Origin of the sequence: Citrobacter sp. 506 (assembly GCF_050434985.1) — a bacterium.
Lineage (GTDB): Bacteria > Pseudomonadota > Gammaproteobacteria > Enterobacterales > Enterobacteriaceae > Citrobacter > Citrobacter braakii.
Map to the genome: position 1 here is coordinate 430556 of NZ_JBNDJN010000001.1, position 21694 is coordinate 452249.

Genomic DNA, 21694 nt, shown 5'->3' on the forward strand with positions numbered 1-21694 from the left:
ATGGCGCTCCGCTTATCCGGTACTATCGACTTACTTCACTTCCACGACTTTCAGGCGCAGCTCATCCAGTTGAGCATCATCTTCTTCTGGCTGCCAGCCCGCAGGCTGCAGCGGGATCTCTTCACGATCGAACGCTAAATCACCGCCGTCCACAACCTCTGAACCGTGCCTGATACCTTTGAAATCGAACAGATTGATATCGCTCAGATGTGAAGGTACAACGTTCTGTATTGCGCTGAACATGGTTTCAATACGCCCTGGATAGCGTTTGTCCCAGTCGCGCAGCATATCGGCAATGACCTGGCGCTGCAGGTTAGGCTGTGAGCCGCACAGATTACATGGAATAATCGGGAAACCTTTCGCTTCGGAGAAACGCTCGATATCTTTCTCACGGCAGTAAGCCAGCGGACGGATAACGATATGTTTACCGTCATCGCTCATCAGCTTCGGCGGCATACCTTTCATCTTCCCGCCGTAGAACATGTTTAAGAACAGCGTTTGCAGGATGTCGTCGCGATGGTGACCGAGCGCAATCTTGGTGGCGCCTAACTCAGTTGCCGTGCGGTACAGAATGCCGCGACGCAGGCGAGAGCAGAGCGAGCAGGTCGTTTTACCTTCAGGGATTTTATCTTTGACGATCCCGTAGGTATTTTCTTCGACAATCTTATACTCCACGCCCAGTTGTTCCAGATATTCCGGCAGAATATGCTCCGGGAAGCCAGGTTGTTTCTGATCGAGGTTAACCGCAACTAAGGAAAAACTGATCGGGGCGCTTTGCTGCAAATTACGCAGGATCTCCAGCATGGTATAGCTGTCTTTCCCCCCGGAAAGGCACACCATAATGCGATCGCCGTCTTCGATCATATTGAAGTCGGCAATCGCTTCGCCCACGTTACGGCGCAGACGTTTTTGCAATTTGTTCAGGTTGTATTGTTCTTTCTTGCTAATATCTTGATTTTGCGACATTTAATAGAGGCTCAATTCATAGTGTGGCATCAGAAGAGTATGCATCACGCCGGATAGTCCGGCAAAAGAAGTCTGATATAAAAACTGTGGCGTGTATGGTACGGATAAGCGGGAAAAATGTCAGCACATTTAGGACAGGAATCGTGGGGTATAAGAGGTAGAAACAAAAAGCCCGCAGCGATGTGCGGGCCAGACAGCTTAGCGGACTACCAGTACCGAACACTCCGCATGACGCACCACGGCTGCGGCGTTAGACCCCAGCAGGTAGGTGGTGATGTCAGGTCGATGTGAGGCAATAATGACCATATCAGCCGGTAATTTTTTGGCCATCTCCAGAATCTTATCTTTTGGCGCACCTTCTGTGACATGAACGTGCACTCTGTCCGTTGGGATATTGAACTTCTTGATAATCTCTTCCAGTTGAGATTTTGCTTCGGCTTTCAGATCTTCCATGGCCGGTAACTCTGCCGAGTAGGCCAATCCCAGGGAAGCATAATAGGGCAGTGACGGAATTACGGTCAAAAAATGAACCTGTGCATCGTCAATTTTTGCCTCTGCTTCAACATGGGCTATAACACGTTGAGTTAATTCTGAGTCTGAAATATCGATGGGTACAAGAATCGTTCTGTTCATAAAACCTCCTGTTTAAGTATCCACCCAAAGCTTACCGCGTAATGGCACTTTATGTACAATGACAAAGATCACATTTTGGCATCACTTTATTTTTATTTCAGGAAACTTTCCTTTTATTACTCCATCGTAAAATCGACCTTTAGAAACGACGCTCAGGAAATCACGAAAAATACGAGCAGGGACATGCTGATATTGCAGAGTAGACAACTGGTGAAAGCGAATTTCTAGCGTGCGGGAGGATTCGTCATAGCCGACGGATGCAATACGGGATGATTTTACAGGATGATGATTCATTGCAGGTATCCTCTACTACAGGTCTTAATGCAAGATATCATCTATCAAAGATGTATTTTAGCGCAACAGATATAATGTTTTGATCTGGATAAAACAGAATTGTTAGAACATAAAGAGAGCCCGCTGTTGCCAGCGGGCTGACGGATTAGAACTGGTAAACCATACCCAGTGCTACTACGTCATCAGTAGAGATGTCGTTTTGGCTGTAGAAGTTTTTATCTTCATCCAGCAGGTTGATTTTGTAATCAACATAGGTGGAGAAGTTTTTGTTGAAGTAGTAAGTAGCGCCTACGGATGCATATTTCACCAGATCCTGGTCGCCATCAGATCCGTTTACACCCAGATCCTTACCTTTAGACATCAGGAAAGACACTTCCGGACGCAGACCGAAGTCGAACTGGTATTGCGCAGTCACTTCAAAGTTCTGAGTTTTGTTGGCAATCGTATTATCACTACCGTTTGAGCCACCATAAGGGGTCATGTTGCGGGTTTCGGAGTACATGGTTGCCAGGTAGATGTTGTTCGCGTCGTATTTCAGACCGACTGTCCATGCGTCAGCTTTATCACCGCCCGCGGTAGAATCGTTAACCTGCTCGTTAGTACGGTCAGAAGAGGTGTATGCTGCACCGAAGCTTACACCCATCCCCAAATCGTAGGTCGAGGAGATACCGAAGCCGTCACCGTTGGAGTTCTTCATGTTACGATCGTCGCCACCGTTATTGGTGCCTTCCTGCTCTGGTGACTGATTTTCGTTCGCGCCCTGATACTGCAACGCCACGTTCAGACCGTCAACCAGACCAAAGAAGTCGGTATTACGGTAGGTTGCCACGCCGTTCGCACGACCGGTCATGAAGTTGTCTGCTTTGGTGTAAGAGTCGCCACCGAATTCCGGCAGCATATCGGTCCAGCCTTCAACGTCGTACATTACGCCGTAGTTACGGCCGTAGTCGAATGAGCCGTAGTCGCCGACTTTAATACCTGCGAATGCCAGACGAGTCCAGGAGTCGCCTTTATCACCTTCGGTGCCGTTAGCCTGAACCTGATATTCCCACTGGCCGTAACCGGTGATCATATCGTTAACCTGAGTTTCGCCTTTGAAGCCCATACGCATATAAGTCTGATCGCCATCACTGTTAGCGTCATCAGAGAAATAATGCAGGCCGTCTACTTTGCCATAGAGATCTAATTTGTTGCCGTCTTTATTATAAACTTCAGCCGCGTGAGCAGCGCCTGCAGCCAGCAGGGCAGGAATTACGAGAGCCAGTACTTTTCTGTTCATTGAAATAATCCTTTAGTTTTTTTATTAACCTGTGACTACCCATGTAGGGAGTAAAAGCATGCTAAAGGAGAAGTTCCGTAAAGGGATAAATATGAATTGTTACGCCTTAAGTAAAACCTTAAAGAAATAATTCTACGGAAATGATGATAATTGTGGTGAATGTATGGATGGTAAATATATAAAATAAAAATTATACAAGTGAAGTGTGTTGGGCTATTCTGCGCGTGTTATATGCCTTTATTGTCACGTTTTATTTTTCGTTGACGTATTGATAGCTATTATTAATTAGCCAGCGAATAAATTGACAAGCCCGAACAACTGTTCGGGCTTTTTTTTTGGGTTCCAGGTTAATACTGAGATAAACGCATTACTCGGTACCGCTCTTTTCCGCTTTTCCAGCCAACTGCGCAAGGAAGTCGTAGCGTTTTTGCAGATCGGCTGCGGCGTCTTTCCAGAGCTGTTCTGCGACTTCTGGCTGTTGGGCATTCAGGCGGCGGAAGCGCTGCTCGTTAAGCAATGTTTCGGCCAGGGCGTCTGACGGTGGGCGAGAGTCCAGCGCCAGCGGCAGCTTACCTTCATCTGCTCGACGTGGATCAAAGCGGTACAGCGGCCAGAACCCGGTTGCCGTGAGCTGACGCATCTGATCATGGCTTAGTGCGAGATCGTAACCATGCTCTTCACATGGGCTATAGGCGATAATCAGCGACGGACCTGGATAGGCCTCCGCTTCCTGGATAGCTTTCACCGTCTGGTTCAACTGCGCGCCCAGAGAGATTTGTGCAACATATACGTGCCCGTACATCATCATACTGACGCCAAGATCTTTGCGAGCTTTGCGCTTGCCATGCTCACCAAATTTAGTGACGGCCCCGAGCGGTGTAGCTTTCGACGCTTGTCCGCCTGTATTCGAGTAACACTGGGTATCCAGTACCAGAATATTGACGTTCTCGGTCAGGCTCAGGACGTGATCCAGTCCCCCAAAACCAATATCGTAAGCCCAGCCATCACCGCCAATCAGCCAGATAGATTTCTCGACCAGCGCATCGGCATCGGTTAACAACTGCTGTGCGCCGTCGACATCTTTCAGGTGCTGGCGCAGTGCTGCAACTTGCTCACGGCGCACCTCTGGCGTAGCTTCAGCGTGCAGGGCGTCATTCAGTTCAGCCGGAATGTTATCGGCAAACTGTTCCACTAAACGCATGACGCGTACACGGTGCTGATCCACCGTCAGGCGGAAGCCCAGCCCAAACTCGGCGTTATCCTCAAACAGGGAGTTTGCCCACGCAGGCCCGCGACCATTGGCGTCGGTGGTATAAGGCGTTGAGGGCAGGTTACCGCCATAAATTGATGAACAGCCGGTCGCATTGGCGATCAGCATACGGTCGCCGTACAACTGCGTAAGCAATTTGATATACGGCGTTTCACCACAGCCAGAGCAGGCCCCAGAGTACTCAAACAGCGGCGTTATCAACTGCGAGGTACGAATATCAATGCGTTCCAGTTTAGTGCGATCGATTTCCGGCAGATTGAGGAAGTAGTCATAGTTAACTTTTTCTTCTTCCACGTGCTCAAGGCGCGACATCATATTGATGGCCTTGATCTCCGGGTTCTGGCGATCTTTCGCCGGGCATACTTCAACGCACAGATTACACCCGGTGCAATCCTCTGGCGCAACCTGCAGGACATATTTCTGACCGCGCATATCGCGTGATTTCACATCCAGAGAATGCAGGCTGGCAGGGGCATTTTCCATCGCTTCTGGTGAAACCACTTTGGCGCGGATAGCCGAGTGCGGGCAAGCGGCTACGCAGTGGTTACACTGGGTACACAGCTCTTCTTTCCAGATGGGGATCTCTTCGGCGATATTGCGTTTTTCCCAACGCGTGGTGCCCATCGGCCAGGTGCCGTCTGGCGGCAGCGCTGAAACGGGGAGGGCATCGCCCAGACCGGCGAGCATTGCCGCGGTGACGGTTTTCACGAAATCAGGTGCGGCATCAGAAACCACCGGTGGGCGATTAGCGCTATGTGAGTCAACCGGCTGAAGTGCCACTTCGGCGACGGATTCACGTGCCAGGGCCAGCGCCTGCCAGTTACGTTCAACCAGATCCTGCCCTTTACTGCTATAGCTTTTCGCAATCGCACCCTGCAATTCAGCCAGAGCGCTGTCGCCTGGTAAGATTTGCGTCAGATGGAAGAACGCCATCTGCATAACGGTGTTAATACGTGCAGCCAGACCGCACTCGCGGGCGATTTTGGCCGCATTAATCACGTAGAAACGCGCTTTCTTCTGATTCAGAACAGCCTGAACTTCCTGCGGCAGACGTGTCCAGACTTCATCCACACTGTACGGGGTATTAAGCAGGAATATACCGCCAGGTTTCAGGCGCTCGGCCATCTGATACTTATCGATAAATTGCAACTGGTGACAACCAACAAAATCGGCTTGCGACACCAGATACGCTGAGCGAATAGGTTGTTCACTAACGCGCAGGTGAGAAACCGTCAGACCGCCTGCTTTTTTCGAGTCATAGACGAAATAACCCTGCGCATACCACGGCGTAGAGTTACCGATAATCTTGATGTTGTTTTTGGTGGCCGACACGCTACCGTCACTGCCCAGCCCGTAAAACAGTGCCTCGAGCTTCGCGGTACCGGGCAGGGTGTTTTCCGGTAACGGTAGCGACAAGTTGGTGACATCATCATAGATACCGACCGTAAAGCGAGATTTCGGCTTCGCGCTACTCAGCTCATTAAAGACCGCCATGACGCAGTCCGGGCCAAACTCTTTGGAAGAAAGGCCATAACGCCCGCCAATCACGCGCGGTAGCGTTTCTCGTTCGCCGCAGTTAAAGGCTTCCGCCAGCGCGGTCATTACATCCAGATACAACGGTTCAGCTTGCGCGCCGGGCTCTTTAGTGCGATCCAGGACGGCGATGCTCCGTACCGTTTCCGGCAGGGCGCGCAGTAAATGTCTGGCAGAGAATGGGCGGAACAGGCGCACTTTCAGAACGCCAACTTTCTCGCCGCGTGCCAGCAGCTCTTCGACGACTTCTTCACTGGTTCCAATCGCCGAGCCCATCAAAATAATGACGCGTTCTGCCTGCGGGTGACCATAGTATTCAAATGGCTGGTACTGACGGCCCGTCGCAGCAGCGAAATCGTTCATCGCCTGTTCTACGTGATCGTAAACCGCGTTGTACCACGGGTTTGTTGCTTCGCGTGACTGGAAGTAAGTGTCCGGGTTCGCAGACGTACCGCGAATAACCGGATGCTCCGGGTTGAGCGCGCGCGCGCGATGAGCATCGATTTCCGCCTGCGGCATCAGCCCGAGGATTGTGTCATCGGCCAGCGGCACTATTTTATTAATTTCATGCGATGTGCGAAAACCATCAAAGAAATGAATAAACGGGACCCGGCTTTTCAGGGTGGTCATTTGCGAAATTAGCGCAAAGTCCTGAGCTTCCTGAACGCTGCTGGCGCACAGCATTGCGCATCCCGTCTGGCGCACCGCCATCACGTCGGAATGATCGCCAAAGATGGATAATGCGTGAGTGGCAATCGTACGCGCCGCAACGTGCAGCACAAACGGAGTCAACTGACCGGCCAGTTTGTACAGCGTCGGGATCATCAGCAACAGGCCCTGCGATGAAGTAAACGACGTAGAGAGCGCACCGGTCTGCAACGCGCCGTGAACGGTCGCTATCGCACCGCCTTCCGACTGCATTTCTACGACACGAGGGGTATCCCCCCACACGTTTTTAAGCCCGTTCCCGGCCCAGGCATCCGCCTGTTCCGCCATCGTCGAACTGGGCGTAATCGGGTAGATGGCGATAACCTCGCTGGTACGAAATGCGACCGAAGCAACCGCACCATTACCGTCAATTGTGATCATACTGACACCCTTACATTGCGCAAAAAAAGGGACACGCGTAACAGCGGCGAATCCTGTAGTTATCCTTTTAGTTTAGCAAAAGCGCTAAAGACAGATTTTCGCTTTTGTGTCCCTCGAATAAACAGAATGAATGGTTTGATCAAAGGAACAGCCAAAAAATTGCCAGAAAATGTAAACAGTGCGCATAAATGCGCATATTGCCTCTCGACGGCGGTGTTTCCGCTGCCTATTATTTATGGCTGTGTCGTTTGGTTAATATTCAGAGGGGAGTAAGATGCGCGCAGCGTTTTGGGTAGGGTGTGCCGCGTTATTATTATCGGCTTGTAGTAGTGAACCTGTTCAGCAGGCAACCGCCGCGCATGTCGCACCGGGGATGAAGGCCGCAATGTCCAGTTCTGGAGAAGCTAATTGCGCCATGATTGGTGGTTCGCTCTCCGTTGCCCGTCAGCTTGATGGTTCAGCTATCGGAATGTGTGCGTTACCCAACGGCAAACGCTGTAGTGAGCAGTCGCTTGCCGCCGGAAGCTGTGGCAACTATTAAGCCACCGCGTTTCCTACATTAAATCCGCGAGTTTATACGTCAGCGTTTGTTCTGCTGTCGCCAGTGTTAACTGGTCAGCAGTCAGATCGACCTGTGCGCCTTGCTTAAACATGTCGCTGACGATCCCGTCGAGCGCGTTAAGCTGTGGATCGGCGCACATCATGCGGGTCATCGCCATATCTTTAACCTTCAACTCGCCGTCGGACAGTTTGCCCTGACCGTGGAATTGATTACACATCTTTCCCGATACCGTCATGTTTTCGCCAAAACTCAATTCGGGTGGGTTATTAGCGACGGTGACGGCTTTACCATTCACGCTCTGCAAAACGAAGCGGTGATGCTGCAACTGTTCGCGATTGACGGAAACTTTTCCATTGCTCACACAGCCAGCCATCAGCATGCTGAGCGCAATCAACGTGACAACTTTTTTCATTCAATTTCTCTACGTTTGTGACGGGAATACATTCAATATAATAATGATACTGAAGATTTTAGCATCGGTGATTATCTGAAAATGCCCCCCTGAATCCAGGGGAGCACAGGGATTAGAAGAGGGCGTTTGGACAGGTTTCGCCTTTGGAGATCTGTGCCAGATTCTGCAGCGTGGTCTCAGAAATGCTGGTCAATGCTTCGGCCGTCAGGAACGCCTGGTGACCGGTGAACAGCACGTTATGACAGGCCGACAGGCGGCGGAACACATCATCCTGAATCACGTCATTGGATTTATCTTCAAAGAACAGGTCGCGTTCGTTTTCATACACGTCCATACCCAGAGAACCAATTTTCTGGTTTTTCAGCGCATCGATAGCGGCTTGTGAATCGATCAATGCCCCGCGGCTGGTGTTAATAACCATCACGCCATTTTTCATTTGCTCAAAGGCTTCGTGATTGAGCAGGTGATAATTCTCCGGCGTTAACGGACAGTGCAGGGAGATGACATCGGACTCCGCGAACAGCGTTTTAAGATCGACATATTCAACGCCTAACTCTAGTGCGGCAGCGCTTGGGTAGGGATCAAACGCCAGCAGGCGCATCCCAAAACCTTTCAGGATCCGCAGTGCCGCAATCCCAATCTTACCGGTACCGATCACCCCAGCCGTTTTGCCATACATGGTAAAGCCGGTCAGCCCCTCAAGAGAGAAGTTGGCATCACGAGTACGCTGATAGGCGCGGTGAATACGGCGATTCAACGTCATCATCATGCCAATCGCATGTTCAGCGACGGCTTCGGGTGAATAGGCTGGCACACGGACGACCTGCAGGCCGAGCTCTTTTGCCGCGTCGAGATCGACGTTATTGAAGCCGGCGCAACGCAGCGCAATATATTTCACGCCATGCTTTTTCAGCTCTTCCAGAACCGGGCGGCTGCCATCGTCGTTAACGAAAATACAGACGGCTTCACAGCCATGGGCTGTTTTGGCTGTTTTCTCCGTCAGTAGAAAGTCAAAGAATTCAAGTTCAAAACCAAAAGCCTCGTTAACCTGCTGCAGATACTTCTTGTCGTACTGTTTTGTACTATAGATGGCGAGTTTCATAAGACTTTCTCCAGTGATTTTGACGTCACATTAATCCAATTCAAATTATTTTACAAAATCTAAAAAGTTATTGATAGCCATAGGCGTAATGAATAATTTCAGCGCATCTGTTGTTAGTGTGGGCAGGTTACTCAATTTCAACAACTGGATATTTTTCCGTCCAACTCAATACCCGTAATCGATGCAGGTAAAAAGCCAGCCGAATCACATCCAGACAGCTACGCTTATACAGGTAGCAAATATCGGGAGGGGTCATGTTAACTCACTCTGAAGCAAAGCGATGGGCCACCTTAATGCTTAAGGCGGCATTATGTGATGGTATGAAACCTGAGGAGATTTCCCGGCAGGTACATCTGGTCTGCGATCATCATGGTAGGGAGTGCCTCGAAGAGCTCATTGAGGAAATTCTGATAGAAGCTGGTCGTTTAGGACCTAAACATAGCGATGGAGAACTGAGGCCTCATTGAGTCTGAGTTCTTTATATTCCCGACGGCACGTGTAACAGCGTGCCATATAAAACAATGCGCTATCTTGTTGAATTAATTATTATTTTATTGATTCCCGTTGATTAATAAATAGTGCATATACTTCATGGGAATTTATTCTTAATGTGGGCATATCCTGTTAAACATGCCACAATACTGGCCTAAACCGGCTTAAATTTTCGCTAAATCAGGATATTAACTACCCATGAAGGGTAAATATAAAGCCGCTCTGGCACTTCTCTTATTATTGATTCTCGTGCCGCTGACGTTGGTCATGACGCTTGGCCTGTGGGTTCCTACGCTGGTGGGCGTCTGGTTACCTGTTGGCACGCGCATCGCGCTGGATGAGAGCCCACGGCTGACACGTCATGGGCTGCATATCCCGGAACTCCGCTATCTGGTCGATGATTGCCCGCTAGCGCGCATTACTCAGGCCGATCTTTCTCATCCCAGCCGCTGGTTGCTCAATGTCGGGACAATTGAGCTGGATTCCGCTTGCCTGGCTAAATTACCGCAGACAGAAGCGTCTCCGGCAGCGCCCAAAACGCTGGCTGAATGGCAATCGATGCTGCCCAATACCTGGATTAACATCGACAAAGTTATTCTCTCCCCCTGGCAGGAGTGGCAGGGAAAACTGTCTCTCTCGCTAACGCCATCGACCCAGCAACTGCGCTACCAGGGTGAAAAAGTGAAATTCCAGGGGCGTCTGCACGGGCAAAATCTCACGGTAAATGAGCTGGATATAGCCGCGTTTGAAGGGCAACCGCCGGTAAAACTGGTCGGTGAATTTACCATGCCGCTGGTTCCTGATGGACTACCGGTGAGCGGTCATGCGGTTGCTACTCTGAGCTTGCCGCAGGAGCCCTCACTGGTGGACGCCGAACTGGAGTGGCAAGAAAACAGCGGACAACTGATCGTTATGGCGCGGGACAATGCCGATCCGTTGCTCGATCTTCCGTGGGAAATAACCCGTCAGCAATTAACCATCAGCGACGGTCGCTGGAACTGGCCTTATCAGGGATTTCCGCTCAGCGGGCGGTTGGGCATGAAAGTTGAAAACTGGCAGGCCGGGCTGGAAAATGCGGTGGTGAGCGGGCGTCTGAACATACTGACCCAAGGCGATGCAGGTAAAGGAAACGCCGTATTAACGCTGGGGCCGGGTAAGCTGGGTGTGGATAGTAGCGATATGCCGTTACAGTTGATAGGCGAGGCGAAACAGGGTGACCTGATCTTCTACGCCAAATTACCCGCCAGACTCACCGGAAGCCTGAACGACCCGCAGCTGGCTTTCGAGCCAGGAGCGCTGCTGCGTTCGCGTGGACGGGTGATTGACTCGCTGGATATTGACGAAATTCGCTGGCCGCTGGCGGGCGTAAAAGTAACACAGCGCGGCGTAGATGGTCGTCTGCAGGCTATATTACGCGCGCATGAAAACCAGATGGGCGGTTTTGAATTGCATCTGGATGGTCTGGCAAATGATTTTCTCCCTGACGCGGGTCGCTGGCAGTGGCGGTACTGGGGCAAAGGCAGCTTTACGCCAATGCATGCGCGTTGGGACGTGGCGGGTAAGGGCGAATGGCATGACAACACCCTGAAGCTTTTTGATCTCTCCACCGGATTTGACCACCTGCAATACGGCACCATGAAGGTAGAAACCCCACGCCTGGTGATGGACGAGCCGATCGTCTGGGTACGGGATGCCAACAAACCGACTTTTAGCGGCGCGCTGTCGCTGGACGCAGGGAACACCACCTTTACCGGGGGGAGCGTGTTACCGCCGTCAACCCTGAAGTTCAGCGTGGAAGGCACCGACCCGACGATTTTCCAGTTTAAAGGCCAGCTTCACGCGGGCGCGATAGGTCCAGTACAGGTAAATGGCCGTTGGGACGGGATCCGCCTGCGCGGACAGGCCTGGTGGCCAAAACAATCGCTCACCGTATTCCAACCGCTCATCCCACCAGACTGGAAAATGAAGCTACGTGAAGGTGAACTGTATGCGCAGGTTGCGTTTTCGGCTGCCCCGGAACAGGGCTTTGAAGCGGGCGGCCATGGGGTATTAAAAGGCGGTAGCGCCTGGATGCCCGATAACCAAATTAATGGTGTCGATTTTGTGTTGCCTTTCCGGTTTAGTGAAGGCGCATGGCAATTGGGTACGCGTGGACCTATTTCACTGCGTATTGCGGAAGTGGTGAATCAGGTGACGGTGAAAAATATCGCCGCCGATCTACAGGGGGCGTATCCCTGGAGTGAAGACAATCCGTTACTGTTAAGCGATGTCAGCGCCGAACTGCTGGGGGGCAAAGTCATCATGCAACAACTGCGGATGCCGCAGCACGATCCGGCATTATTACGGGTGCAAAATATCTCTTCCAGCGAGCTTATCAGCGCGGTTAATCCCAAGCAATTCGCCATGTCTGGCCCGGTCAGCGGTGCGTTGCCGTTATGGCTGGATAACGAAAAGTGGATCATTAAAGACGGCTGGCTGACCAACCCGGGACCTATGACGCTGCGTATTGATAAAGACACGGCGGATGCCGTCGTCAAAGATAATATGGCAGCTGGTGCGGCCATTAACTGGCTGCGTTATATGGAAATAAGCCATTCCTGGACGAAAATAAATTTGGATAATCTCGGTGTCTTAACCATGCAGGCAACCGTAACTGGCAATAGCCGGGTGGATGGCAAAGTGGGGACGGTTAATTTGAATTACACCCATGAGGAAAACGTCTTTACGCTATGGCGTAGTTTGCGTTTTGGCGACAATTTACAGGCATGGCTTGAACAAAATGCAGCGCTGCCGGAATCCCATTGCCCGGAAGGCAAGGAATGTGAGGAACAACAATGAAAACGATAGCTGCCATGCTGGGTCTGCTGGCTTCATCTCTACTGATCGGGTGCACACCCAGAATCGAAGTGGCTGCGCCTAAAGAGCCGATCACTATTAATATGAACGTCAAAATCGAGCATGAGATCCATATCAAAGTCGATAAAGACGTTGAGAGCTTATTAAAATCGCGCAGCGATTTGTTCTGAGGTCACGATGAAAAAACAGCTTGCAGTGATCCTGGTGGCATTGAGTTTATTCAGTGGCAATGGGTGGGCATTGACCTTGAATGAAGCCAGATCCCAGGGGCGGGTGGGCGAAACGCTTAATGGTTATCTGGTGGCATTGCAAACCGACGCCGAAACGCAGGCGCTGGTGAGTGAGATTAATAAAGCACGCAGCGCCAGCTATCAGCAACTGGCTGAGAGCAATAACATTCCTCCAGATGAAGTGGCGAAAATGGCCGGACAAAAGCTGGTCGCTCGGGCTAAACCAGGGGAGTACGTCCAGGGCATCAATGGTAAGTGGTTGAGAAAATAATAAATCTTCTCTGCACACAACCAAAGAGGCACGACGCTGACTTATTCATCGACATCGCAATAGTTGCCACACGGCATCAAACTGAGGCTGATATAGTTCAACACCGGTCGCGTTGCGGAGTTAAATCATGTGGCTTTTCAAGTGGTATGTCTGGAATCGTTGGATATTCAAGCTGTTAAGCCGGGATGTTGCCGAGCCAGAACAATTTTTGCTGCATTGCTGGGAAGAGAATCTGGCGAAGTGCAGAGATTATGCAACCATCTGGCGTGATATTAACCGCATTCACGGCAAACAGGTGCAGGTAAAGAAGTAAATGCTGGAGAAACCCTCCCACCGTATGGTGAGAGGGTGAATTATCAGGCAGCGACGACGCTGTCGATAGCGGCTTTCGCATCGGACTGCGCTTTGGACGCCACTTCCGGGCCGTACGCAATGCCTTCAGCAAAGACGACGTTCACGTCGGTGATGCCGATAAAGCCCAGGAATACGTTCAGATACGGCGTGATCAGGTCGGTCGGCGTATCTTTATGGATACCACCACGGCTGGTCAACACGACTGCGCGTTTACCCGTCACCAGACCTTCCGGACCTTTCTCGGTATAACGGAAAGTCACACCTGCACGGGCAATCAGATCGAAATAGTTTTTCAGCTGGGTTGGGATGTTGAAGTTATACATCGGCGCGGCGATAACAATCACATCATGCGCTTTCAGCTCAGCAATCAGCTCATCGGACAACGCCAGCGCTTCCTGCTGACGCGGTGTCAGCGGTGCATCGCTCGGGCGCAGCGCACCCACCAGTTCGCCATCCAGTACCGGAACAGGATTTGCAGCCAGGTCACGGACGGTGATTTCATCAGCGGAGTGCTTTTCACGCCACTGTTCAACAAAATAATCAGACAACTGACCAGACTGAGAGTACCCTGCCAGAATACTGGATTTAAGAACTAATACCTTGCTCATGGGTGTTTCCTTTTATGTGTTTGAAGGGGGAGTGCCCCGTTACTTGTTGACACTTTATTCACAATCCTGTCGCAGTGATAGCGCAATATATCGAATCCTATGTTCGAAATTATTGAACAACACATGAAAAGCGCTGATGTGGTACTCTATACCTATCATCTAAAAGAGATTTAACCCGGCAGAGCACTGCCTTTTAACGCTATGACAGAACAACAAAAATTAACCTTCAACATGTTGCAGCAACAGCTGGATTCACTGATGCTGCGTGACAGACAGCGTTTTGCCCGCCGCCTGCAGGGCGTGAAGAAGGTTAAAAATCCTGATGCACAACAGGCCATTTACCAGGAGATGGCAAAAGAGATTGATCACGCTGCAGGTAAAGTTGTGCTGCGTGAAGCCGCGCGTCCGGTCATCAGTTACCCGGAAAACCTGCCCGTCAGTCAGAAAAAACAGGATATTCTGGAAGCGATCCGCGATAACCAGGTGGTGATTGTCGCCGGGGAAACGGGATCAGGGAAAACCACCCAGTTACCCAAAATCTGTATGGAGCTCGGGCGCGGGGTAAAAGGGCTGATCGGCCATACCCAGCCGCGTCGTCTGGCGGCGCGTACCGTGGCGAACCGTATTGCAGAAGAGCTGCAAACCGAGCCGGGCGGTTGTATCGGTTATAAAGTCCGTTTTAGCGATCATGTCAGCGACAACACCATGGTTAAGCTGATGACGGACGGTATCCTGCTGGCGGAAATCCAGCAGGATCGGCTGCTGATGCAGTACGACACCATCATCATCGATGAAGCGCATGAGCGCAGCCTGAATATCGATTTTCTGCTCGGTTATCTGAAAGAGCTCCTGCCGCGCCGTCCGGATCTAAAAATTATCATCACTTCGGCGACCATCGATCCGGAGCGTTTTTCAAAGCATTTCAATAATGCACCGATTATCGAAGTCTCTGGTCGAACCTATCCGGTGGAAGTTCGCTATCGTCCAATTGTTGAAGACGCAGATGACACCGAGCGTGACCAATTGCAGGCAATTTTTGATGCCGTAGATGAGTTAGGCCGTGAAAGTCAGGGCGACATTTTGATCTTCATGAGCGGCGAGCGCGAAATCCGCGATACCGCCGATGCGCTGAATAAGCTGGATTTGCGCCATACCGAAGTGCTCCCGCTTTATGCGCGTCTTTCCAACAGCGAGCAGAATCGTGTGTTCCAGTCGCACAGCGGTCGCCGTATCGTGCTGGCGACCAACGTGGCGGAAACCTCGCTGACCGTTCCGGGGATCAAGTATGTGATTGATCCGGGTACTGCGCGTATCAGCCGTTACAGTTACCGCACCAAAGTTCAGCGCTTGCCGATTGAACCGGTGTCGCAGGCCTCTGCCAACCAGCGTAAAGGCCGTTGCGGTCGTGTTTCGGAGGGGATCTGTATTCGTCTGTATTCCGAAGACGATTTCCTGTCGCGCCCGGAGTTTACCGACCCGGAGATCCTGCGTACCAACCTGGCGTCCGTTATTTTGCAGATGACCGCCTTGGGGCTGGGCGATATCGCGGCGTTTCCGTTTGTTGAGGCGCCGGATAAACGTAACATTCAGGACGGTGTACGCCTGCTCGAAGAACTGGGGGCAATAACCACCGACGAACAGGCAACCGCTTACAAACTGACGCCATTGGGCCGCCAGCTCTCGCAATTGCCGGTGGATCCACGCCTGGCGCGCATGGTGCTGGAAGCGCAAAAACATGGCTGCGTACGTGAGGCGATGATTATCACCTCGGCGCTGTCTATTCAGGATCCGCGCGAGCGCCCGATGGACAAGCAGCAGGCCTCCGACGAGAAGCATCGCCGTTTCCACGACAAAGAGTCTGATTTCCTTGCATTTGTGAATCTGTGGAACTATCTCGGCGAGCAGCAGAAAGCGCTGTCGTCAAACCAGTTCCGTCGTCAGTGCAAACTTGATTTTCTGAACTACCTGCGCGTGCGTGAATGGCAGGATATCTACACGCAACTGCGCCAGGTGGTGAAAGAGTTGGGGATTCCTGTTAACAGCGAACCCGCTGAATACAGAGAGATCCACGTCGCGTTGCTGACCGGTTTACTGTCACATATCGGGATGAAAGATGCCGATAAACAGGAATTTACCGGGGCGCGTAACGCTCGCTTCTCGATCTTCCCGGGCTCTGGTCTATTTAAAAAACCGCCGAAGTGGACAATGGTAGCGGAGTTGGTGGAAACCAGCCGCCTGTGGGGACGTATTGCTGCACGTATCGATCCTGAATGGGTCGAACCGGTTGCCCAGCATCTGATCAAACGTTCATACAGTGAACCGCACTGGGAACGTGCGCAGGGCGCAGTGATGGCAACAGAAAAGGTTACCGTCTACGGTTTACCGATTGTTGCAGCCCGTAAGGTGAACTACAGCCAGATCGATCCCGCGTTGTCGCGTGAACTGTTCATCCGCCATGCGCTGGTGGAAGGCGACTGGCAAACGCGCCATGCGTTTTTCCGTGACAATTTGAAGTTACGCGCTGAGGTGGAAGAGTTAGAGCACAAATCGCGCCGTCGCGACATTCTGGTTGATGATGAGACGCTATTTGAGTTTTACGACCAACGCATCAGCCATGATGTAGTCTCCGCGCGTCACTTTGACAGCTGGTGGAAAAAGATCAGCCGTGAAACGCCGGATCTGCTCAACTTTGAAAAGAGCATGCTCATCAAAGAGGGCGCGGAAAAAATCAGTAAGCTGGATTACCCGAACTTCTGGCATCAGGGCAATCTCAAACTACGGTTAAGTTACCAGTTCGAACCCGGGGCCGATGCGGACGGTGTGACCGTACATATTCCGCTCCCGCTGCTCAATCAGATCGAAGAGAGCGGTTTCGAATGGCAAATTCCGGGGCTGCGCCGTGAACTGGTGATCGCCCTGATTAAGTCTCTGCCGAAACCGGTACGACGCAACTTTGTGCCCGCGCCGAACTATGCGGAAGCGTTTTTAGGTCGCGTCACGCCGCTGGAACTGCCGCTGCTGGACTCGCTGGAGCGTGAACTGCGCCGCATGACCGGCGTGACCGTTGACCGTGAAGACTGGCATTGGGATCAGGTGCCCGATCACCTAAAAATCACCTTCCGGGTAGTGGATGATAAGAACAAAAAGCTGCAGGAAGGACGTTCGCTGCAGGATCTGAAAGACGCACTGAAGGGTAAAGTGCAGGAAACATTGTCTGCGGTGGCGGATGACGGTATCGAACAGAGCGGGTTGCACATCTGGAGCTTCGGTCAGCTTCCGGAGAGTTACGAGCAAAAACGCGGTAACTATAAGGTAAAAGCCTGGCCAGCGCTGGTGGATGAGCGTGACAGCGTTGCCATCAAACTGTTTGATAACCCGCTGGAGCAACAGCAGGCGATGTGGTGCGGTTTACGCCGCCTGTTGTTACTGAATATTCCTTCACCAATCAAATATTTGCATGAAAAACTGCCCAACAAAGCCAAGCTGGGGCTGTATTTTAACCCGTATGGTAAAGTGCTGGATTTGATTGACGACTGTATATCCTGTGGTGTGGATCAACTGATCGACGCCAACGGTGGGCCGGTGTGGACCGAAGAAGGCTTTGCGGCGCTGCATGAGAAAGTGCGGGCTGAATTGAATGATACGGTGGTGGATATTGCTAAGCAGGTCGAACAAATTCTGACCGCAGTGTTTAATATCAACAAACGTCTGAAAGGGCGCGTGGATATGACCATGGCGCTGGGGCTTGCGGATATCAAATCGCAGATGGGCGGGCTGGTGTACCGTGGATTTGTTACCGGCAATGGTTTCAAGCGTCTGGGCGATACGCTGCGTTATTTGCAGGCTATCGAAAAGCGTCTGGAAAAACTGGCTATCGACCCGCATCGTGACCGTGCGCAGATGCTGAAAGTGGATAGCGTGCAGCAGGCCTGGCAGCAGTGGTTCAATAAACTGCCTCCCGCGCGCCGTGAAGATGACGATGTCAAAGAGATCCGCTGGATGATAGAAGAGCTGCGCGTCAGCTATTTTGCCCAGCAGCTTGGTACGCCGTATCCGATTTCCGATAAACGTATTTTGCAGGCGATGGAGCAGATTTCGGGATAAATCGGTACCAGACAGCATACCGGGTAAGGTGACGTCACCGCCCGGTATGCAACCCGATAAAGTATTAAGATCAGGAGTCATGAGTATGAGCCAGTTTCCGACACTTTCCGCAACCACGCTTGCGGCGATCAATACCGTTGGGCGATGGTTGGCGCAGAATGATTTTACGGGGAATATCACCGTTCAATCAGATTGCGTGATTCTGGCAGGGAACGCGGTTATTCCGACCATCGACGCCGCCTGCCGGATCGCGAAAGAGCAACAGGTTCCCTTGTTGATTAGCGGTGGCATCGGTCACTCCACACGATTTCTGTATGACGCGATTGCAGAGCATCCTCGTTACAGCATCATTCGTACCACCGGGCGCGCGGAAGCGGCGATCCTTGCCGATATCGCACATCAGTTCTGGCAAATCCCAGGTGAGAAGATTTGGGTGGAAGACCAGTCAACAAACTGCGGTGAGAATGCCCGTTTTAGCTGTGCATTATTGAATCAGGCGACGGAAAGTATTCATACCGTCATTGTGGTACAGGATCCCACTATGCAACGTCGCACGATGGCAACCTTTCAGCGCGTAACCCGCGATGAGCCGCATGCGCCGCGCTGGTTGAGTTTCCCTGGATTCATCCCTGAGCTGGCCCCGCAGCAAGACGGCGTGGATTTTTTGCCAGCAGCAGAAGGTTTGTGGTCAGTGGATCGCTATCTGTCTCTCATTACCGGTGAGCTTCCTCGCCTGCGTGATGATGCCACCGGTTATGGGCCGTGCGGCCGCGATTTTATCGCCCATGTTGATATTCCTCAGAACGTTGAGCAAGCCTGGCAGCAGTTGCAAAATGACATCGTGCTGACTGACTTACTGGAGAGCCGCTCTCTGTAATTCCTGTTGCCCGTTTGTCGGCGTTTTGCGGCAAACGGGCAAAAATCACACCTGTTTTTTCCCTTCATCATCACTTTGCCAGACGCTTTTATGAAGCTGCTCACAGAACAGCCACTCCAGCCATAATACGACCTGCATGATTGATATTAATTAACAATAGTTTTACTTGTTAAAAACAAATTAATCACAGGAGAGCCGCATGTCAGTACCCGTACAACATCCTATGTATATCGATGGGCAGTTTGTGACCTGGCACGATGATGCCTGGATTGATGTCGTCAATCCAGCCACGGAAGAGGTGATCTCGCGTATTCCCGATGGACGTGCCGAGGATGCGTGTAAAGCGATCGATGCTGCACAGCGCGCTCAGCCGCAATGGGAAGCGCTGCCCGCCATTGAACGGGCGAACTGGTTACGCAAAATTTCTGCGGGTATCCGTCAGCGAGCCAGTGAAATCAGCGCGCTGATTGTGGCGGAGGGTGGAAAAATACAGCAACTGGCTGAGGTCGAAGTCTCGTTTACCGCCGACTATATCGATTATATGGCGGAGTGGGCGCGTCGCTATGAAGGCGAGATCCTGCAAAGCGATCGTCCGGGCGAGAATATTCTGCTGTTTAAGCGCGCTTTGGGCGTGACTACGGGCATTCTGCCGTGGAACTTTCCATTTTTCCTGATTGCCCGCAAACTGGCTCCCGCACTGTTGACGGGTAATACCATTGTCATTAAGCCGAGTGAATTTACACCGAATAACGCCATCGCCTTTGCCAAAATTGTTGATGATATTGGCTTGCCGCGCGGCGTATTTAATCTGGTACTGGGACGTGGTGAAACGGTCGGTCAGGCGCTGGCCGCAAACCCGAAGGTGGCCATGGTGAGCATGACCGGTAGCGTCGGGGCGGGTGAGAAAATTATGGCTGCGGCGGCTAAAAATATCACCAAAGTTTGTCTGGAGTTGGGCGGCAAGGCCCCGGCTATCGTGATGGATGATGCCGATCTTGAACTGGCCGTAAAGGCAATTGTTGACTCGCGGGTGATCAACACCGGACAGGTATGCAACTGTGCCGAGCGCGTGTACGTTCAGAAAGGTATTTATGACCAATTCGTCAATCGTCTGGGAGAGGCGATGAAAGCCGTGCAGTTTGGCAATCCGGCTGAGCGCAATGATATTGCAATGGGGCCACTGATTAACGCCGCTGCGCTGGAGCGTGTAGAGCAGAAAGTTGCACGAGCGGTGCAGGAAGGCGCCAGAGTGGTGCTGGGCGGTAAGGCCGTTTCCGGCAAAGGGTATTACTATCCACCGACGTTACTGTTAGACGTGCGCCAGGAGATGGCGATTATGCACGAGGAGACGTTTGGTCCGGTGCTGCCGGTGGTAGCGTTTGATACGCTGGAACAGGCGCTGACGATGGCCAATGACAGCGATTACGGTCTGACCTCATCGATCTATACGCAGAATCTGAATACGGCGATGAAGGCGATCAAAGGGCTGAAGTTTGGCGAAACCTATATTAATCGTGAAAACTTCGAGGCGATGCAAGGCTTTCATGCTGGCTGGCGCAAGTCCGGGATTGGCGGGGCTGACGGTAAACACGGGCTGAACGAATATCTGCAAACGCAGGTGGTGTATCTGCAGTCCTAAGTTTTCGCCGGGTGAGCCTGTACGCCACCCGGCGCAATTCTCACACTTTGCTGGCGATCCAGTTCATCATCAATTCCGGCCAGATGGCCAGCGGCAATCCCTGCGCATCGCGAATACCAAATCCGTGCTTACCGCGTTCAAACAGATGCATTTCGACCGAAACCCCTGGCCTACGTAGCGCATTAAAGAAGACCAGGCTGTTTTCCACCTTCACCGCCGGATCGTCAATGGCGTGTAGCAAGAACGTCGGCGGCGTTGTGTTATCCACTCGCTCTTCAAGAGAATAGCGCTGCAGGTCTTCCTTTTCGGGCGTCGCGCCAACCAGCTCAAGGCGAGAGCCTGGGTGACCGATATCTTCGCGCAGGGTGATCACCGGGTACACCAGCGCCATAAAAGCAGGGCGCGCAGATTGTTCGTCTATGCTATCAATCGGCGTATAAACCGATTCGTCAAACCGGGTTCCCAGACTGGCGGCCACGTGTCCCCCGGAGGAGAAGCCCAACACGCCGATACGGTCAGGGTTGATTTTCCATTCATGCGCGTTGGCGCGAATGTAGCGCATGGCGCGTTGGGCATCGGCCAGCGGCGCATTTGCGCCTTCCTCGTGACCATCGCCCGGCATGCGGTAGGTCATCACAAACAGGGTATAACCGTGAGCGTTAAAGAACGGTGCCAGTGCGCTGCCTTCTTTATCCATCACCACGCGACGATAAGAGCCGCCAGGGGTAACAAGGATCCCTGTGCCGTTAGGTTTTGCAGGGGCGTAAACGGTAATTTCTGGTGCACGAATGCCGGTTACCGCACGATCATAAGCAGACGTTTCGGTATGCCGGGGTTCAGGCGTGAATACCGCATCGCTGTTTTTTGCTCCGGGGGCTTCACCCTGCGGCCAGCATGAGAAGGTGGCCGCGTGGGCAACGGCTTGCTCCATCATGTTTTCTAACGCTTCACGACTCAGTGCTTCCATTACTATGCTCCCTCAGTGGCAAAGGTTAGCTATAACATAGTTAATGAATTGAAAACGGGGAGAGACTCACGACGTATTGAATTCGCGGGAAATGAAAGACGGTGGAGGCGAATCTCCGCCGGAAGGCGAGAGCCTGATAAATTTATCCCGCGTACG

Annotated in this window: 17 protein-coding genes; 8 read left to right on the plus strand and 9 right to left on the minus strand. The window is 52.0% G+C overall.

Annotated elements, in window-relative coordinates; translation table 11 throughout:
* Window positions 1-30: 30 nt before the first annotated feature.
* From ttcA to nifJ, 5 genes are all read right to left on the minus strand, one after another.
* Complete coding sequence (ttcA, locus tag ABIE10_RS02240; protein ID WP_429154555.1) at window positions 31-966, minus strand: tRNA 2-thiocytidine(32) synthetase TtcA; 936 nt, start codon at window positions 964-966, stop codon at window positions 31-33.
* A 198-nt stretch (window positions 967-1164) separates the two neighbouring features.
* Entirely contained in the window at window positions 1165-1599 is a 435-nt protein-coding gene (gene uspF, locus ABIE10_RS02245; protein ID WP_016153190.1) for a universal stress protein UspF, read from the minus strand.
* An 81-nt stretch (window positions 1600-1680) separates the two neighbouring features.
* The gene (locus tag ABIE10_RS02250) at window positions 1681-1893 is read right to left on the minus strand and encodes a KTSC domain-containing protein (RefSeq protein WP_016153189.1); all 213 of its coding nucleotides are present in this window, start codon (window positions 1891-1893) and stop codon (window positions 1681-1683) included.
* A 145-nt stretch (window positions 1894-2038) separates the two neighbouring features.
* Window positions 2039-3172 carry a porin OmpC gene (gene ompC, locus ABIE10_RS02255; RefSeq protein WP_016156616.1) on the minus strand — a complete coding sequence of 378 codons (1134 nt, stop codon included), beginning with the start codon at window positions 3170-3172 and terminating at the stop codon, window positions 2039-2041.
* A gap of 367 nt (window positions 3173-3539) precedes the next feature.
* Window positions 3540-7064 carry a pyruvate:ferredoxin (flavodoxin) oxidoreductase gene (nifJ, locus tag ABIE10_RS02260; protein ID WP_429154559.1) on the minus strand — a complete coding sequence of 1175 codons (3525 nt, stop codon included), beginning with the start codon at window positions 7062-7064 and terminating at the stop codon, window positions 3540-3542.
* 274 nt (window positions 7065-7338) lie between these two features.
* Between nifJ and ABIE10_RS02265 the strand changes: the two genes are divergently transcribed.
* Window positions 7339-7605 (plus strand): putative hemolysin, encoded by a 267-nt coding sequence (locus ABIE10_RS02265; RefSeq protein WP_003020360.1) that lies wholly within the window; start codon window positions 7339-7341, stop codon window positions 7603-7605.
* Window positions 7606-7618: 13 nt separating this feature from the next.
* Here the strand turns inward: ABIE10_RS02265 and hslJ are convergent, their stop codons facing one another.
* Entirely contained in the window at window positions 7619-8038 is a 420-nt protein-coding gene (hslJ, locus tag ABIE10_RS02270) for a heat shock protein HslJ (RefSeq protein ID WP_016153186.1), read from the minus strand.
* A 112-nt stretch (window positions 8039-8150) separates the two neighbouring features.
* Window positions 8151-9140: a 2-hydroxyacid dehydrogenase gene (locus ABIE10_RS02275; protein ID WP_003833196.1), complete on the minus strand. Its 990-nt coding sequence runs from the start codon at window positions 9138-9140 to the stop codon at window positions 8151-8153.
* Window positions 9141-9830: 690 nt separating this feature from the next.
* Here ABIE10_RS02275 and ABIE10_RS02280 point away from each other — a divergent pair.
* From ABIE10_RS02280 to ABIE10_RS02295, 4 genes are all read left to right on the plus strand, one after another.
* Window positions 9831-12470, plus strand: a complete 2640-nt coding sequence (locus ABIE10_RS02280; protein WP_101700494.1) for a YdbH family protein — start codon at window positions 9831-9833, stop codon at window positions 12468-12470.
* The gene (locus ABIE10_RS02285; protein ID WP_016156612.1) at window positions 12467-12658 is read left to right on the plus strand and encodes a YnbE family lipoprotein; all 192 of its coding nucleotides are present in this window, start codon (window positions 12467-12469) and stop codon (window positions 12656-12658) included. The genes ABIE10_RS02280 and ABIE10_RS02285 overlap by 4 nt, the downstream gene beginning before the upstream one ends.
* Window positions 12659-12665: 7 nt before the next feature.
* Window positions 12666-12989, plus strand: coding sequence for a YdbL family protein (locus ABIE10_RS02290; protein ID WP_016156611.1), 324 nt, complete (start codon window positions 12666-12668; stop codon window positions 12987-12989).
* 127 nt (window positions 12990-13116) lie between these two features.
* Window positions 13117-13302, plus strand: coding sequence for a hypothetical protein (locus ABIE10_RS02295; RefSeq protein WP_016153181.1), 186 nt, complete (start codon window positions 13117-13119; stop codon window positions 13300-13302).
* Window positions 13303-13345: 43 nt separating this feature from the next.
* Here the strand turns inward: ABIE10_RS02295 and azoR are convergent, their stop codons facing one another.
* Window positions 13346-13951 (minus strand): FMN-dependent NADH-azoreductase, encoded by a 606-nt coding sequence (gene azoR / locus ABIE10_RS02300; protein WP_006684422.1) that lies wholly within the window; start codon window positions 13949-13951, stop codon window positions 13346-13348.
* Between the two features lie 201 nt (window positions 13952-14152).
* Between azoR and hrpA the strand changes: the two genes are divergently transcribed.
* From hrpA to aldA, 3 genes are all read left to right on the plus strand, one after another.
* Entirely contained in the window at window positions 14153-18055 is a 3903-nt protein-coding gene (gene hrpA / locus ABIE10_RS02305) for an ATP-dependent RNA helicase HrpA (RefSeq protein ID WP_047498566.1), read from the plus strand.
* Between the two features lie 85 nt (window positions 18056-18140).
* The gene (locus ABIE10_RS02310) at window positions 18141-18932 is read left to right on the plus strand and encodes a YdcF family protein (protein ID WP_429154565.1); all 792 of its coding nucleotides are present in this window, start codon (window positions 18141-18143) and stop codon (window positions 18930-18932) included.
* A gap of 199 nt (window positions 18933-19131) precedes the next feature.
* Window positions 19132-20571, plus strand: a complete 1440-nt coding sequence (gene aldA / locus ABIE10_RS02315) for an aldehyde dehydrogenase (RefSeq protein ID WP_016153178.1) — start codon at window positions 19132-19134, stop codon at window positions 20569-20571.
* A 40-nt stretch (window positions 20572-20611) separates the two neighbouring features.
* Here aldA and ABIE10_RS02320 read toward each other — a convergent pair whose 3' ends face one another.
* The gene (locus ABIE10_RS02320; protein WP_429154567.1) at window positions 20612-21538 is read right to left on the minus strand and encodes an alpha/beta hydrolase; all 927 of its coding nucleotides are present in this window, start codon (window positions 21536-21538) and stop codon (window positions 20612-20614) included.
* Window positions 21539-21694: the final 156 nt, after the last annotated feature.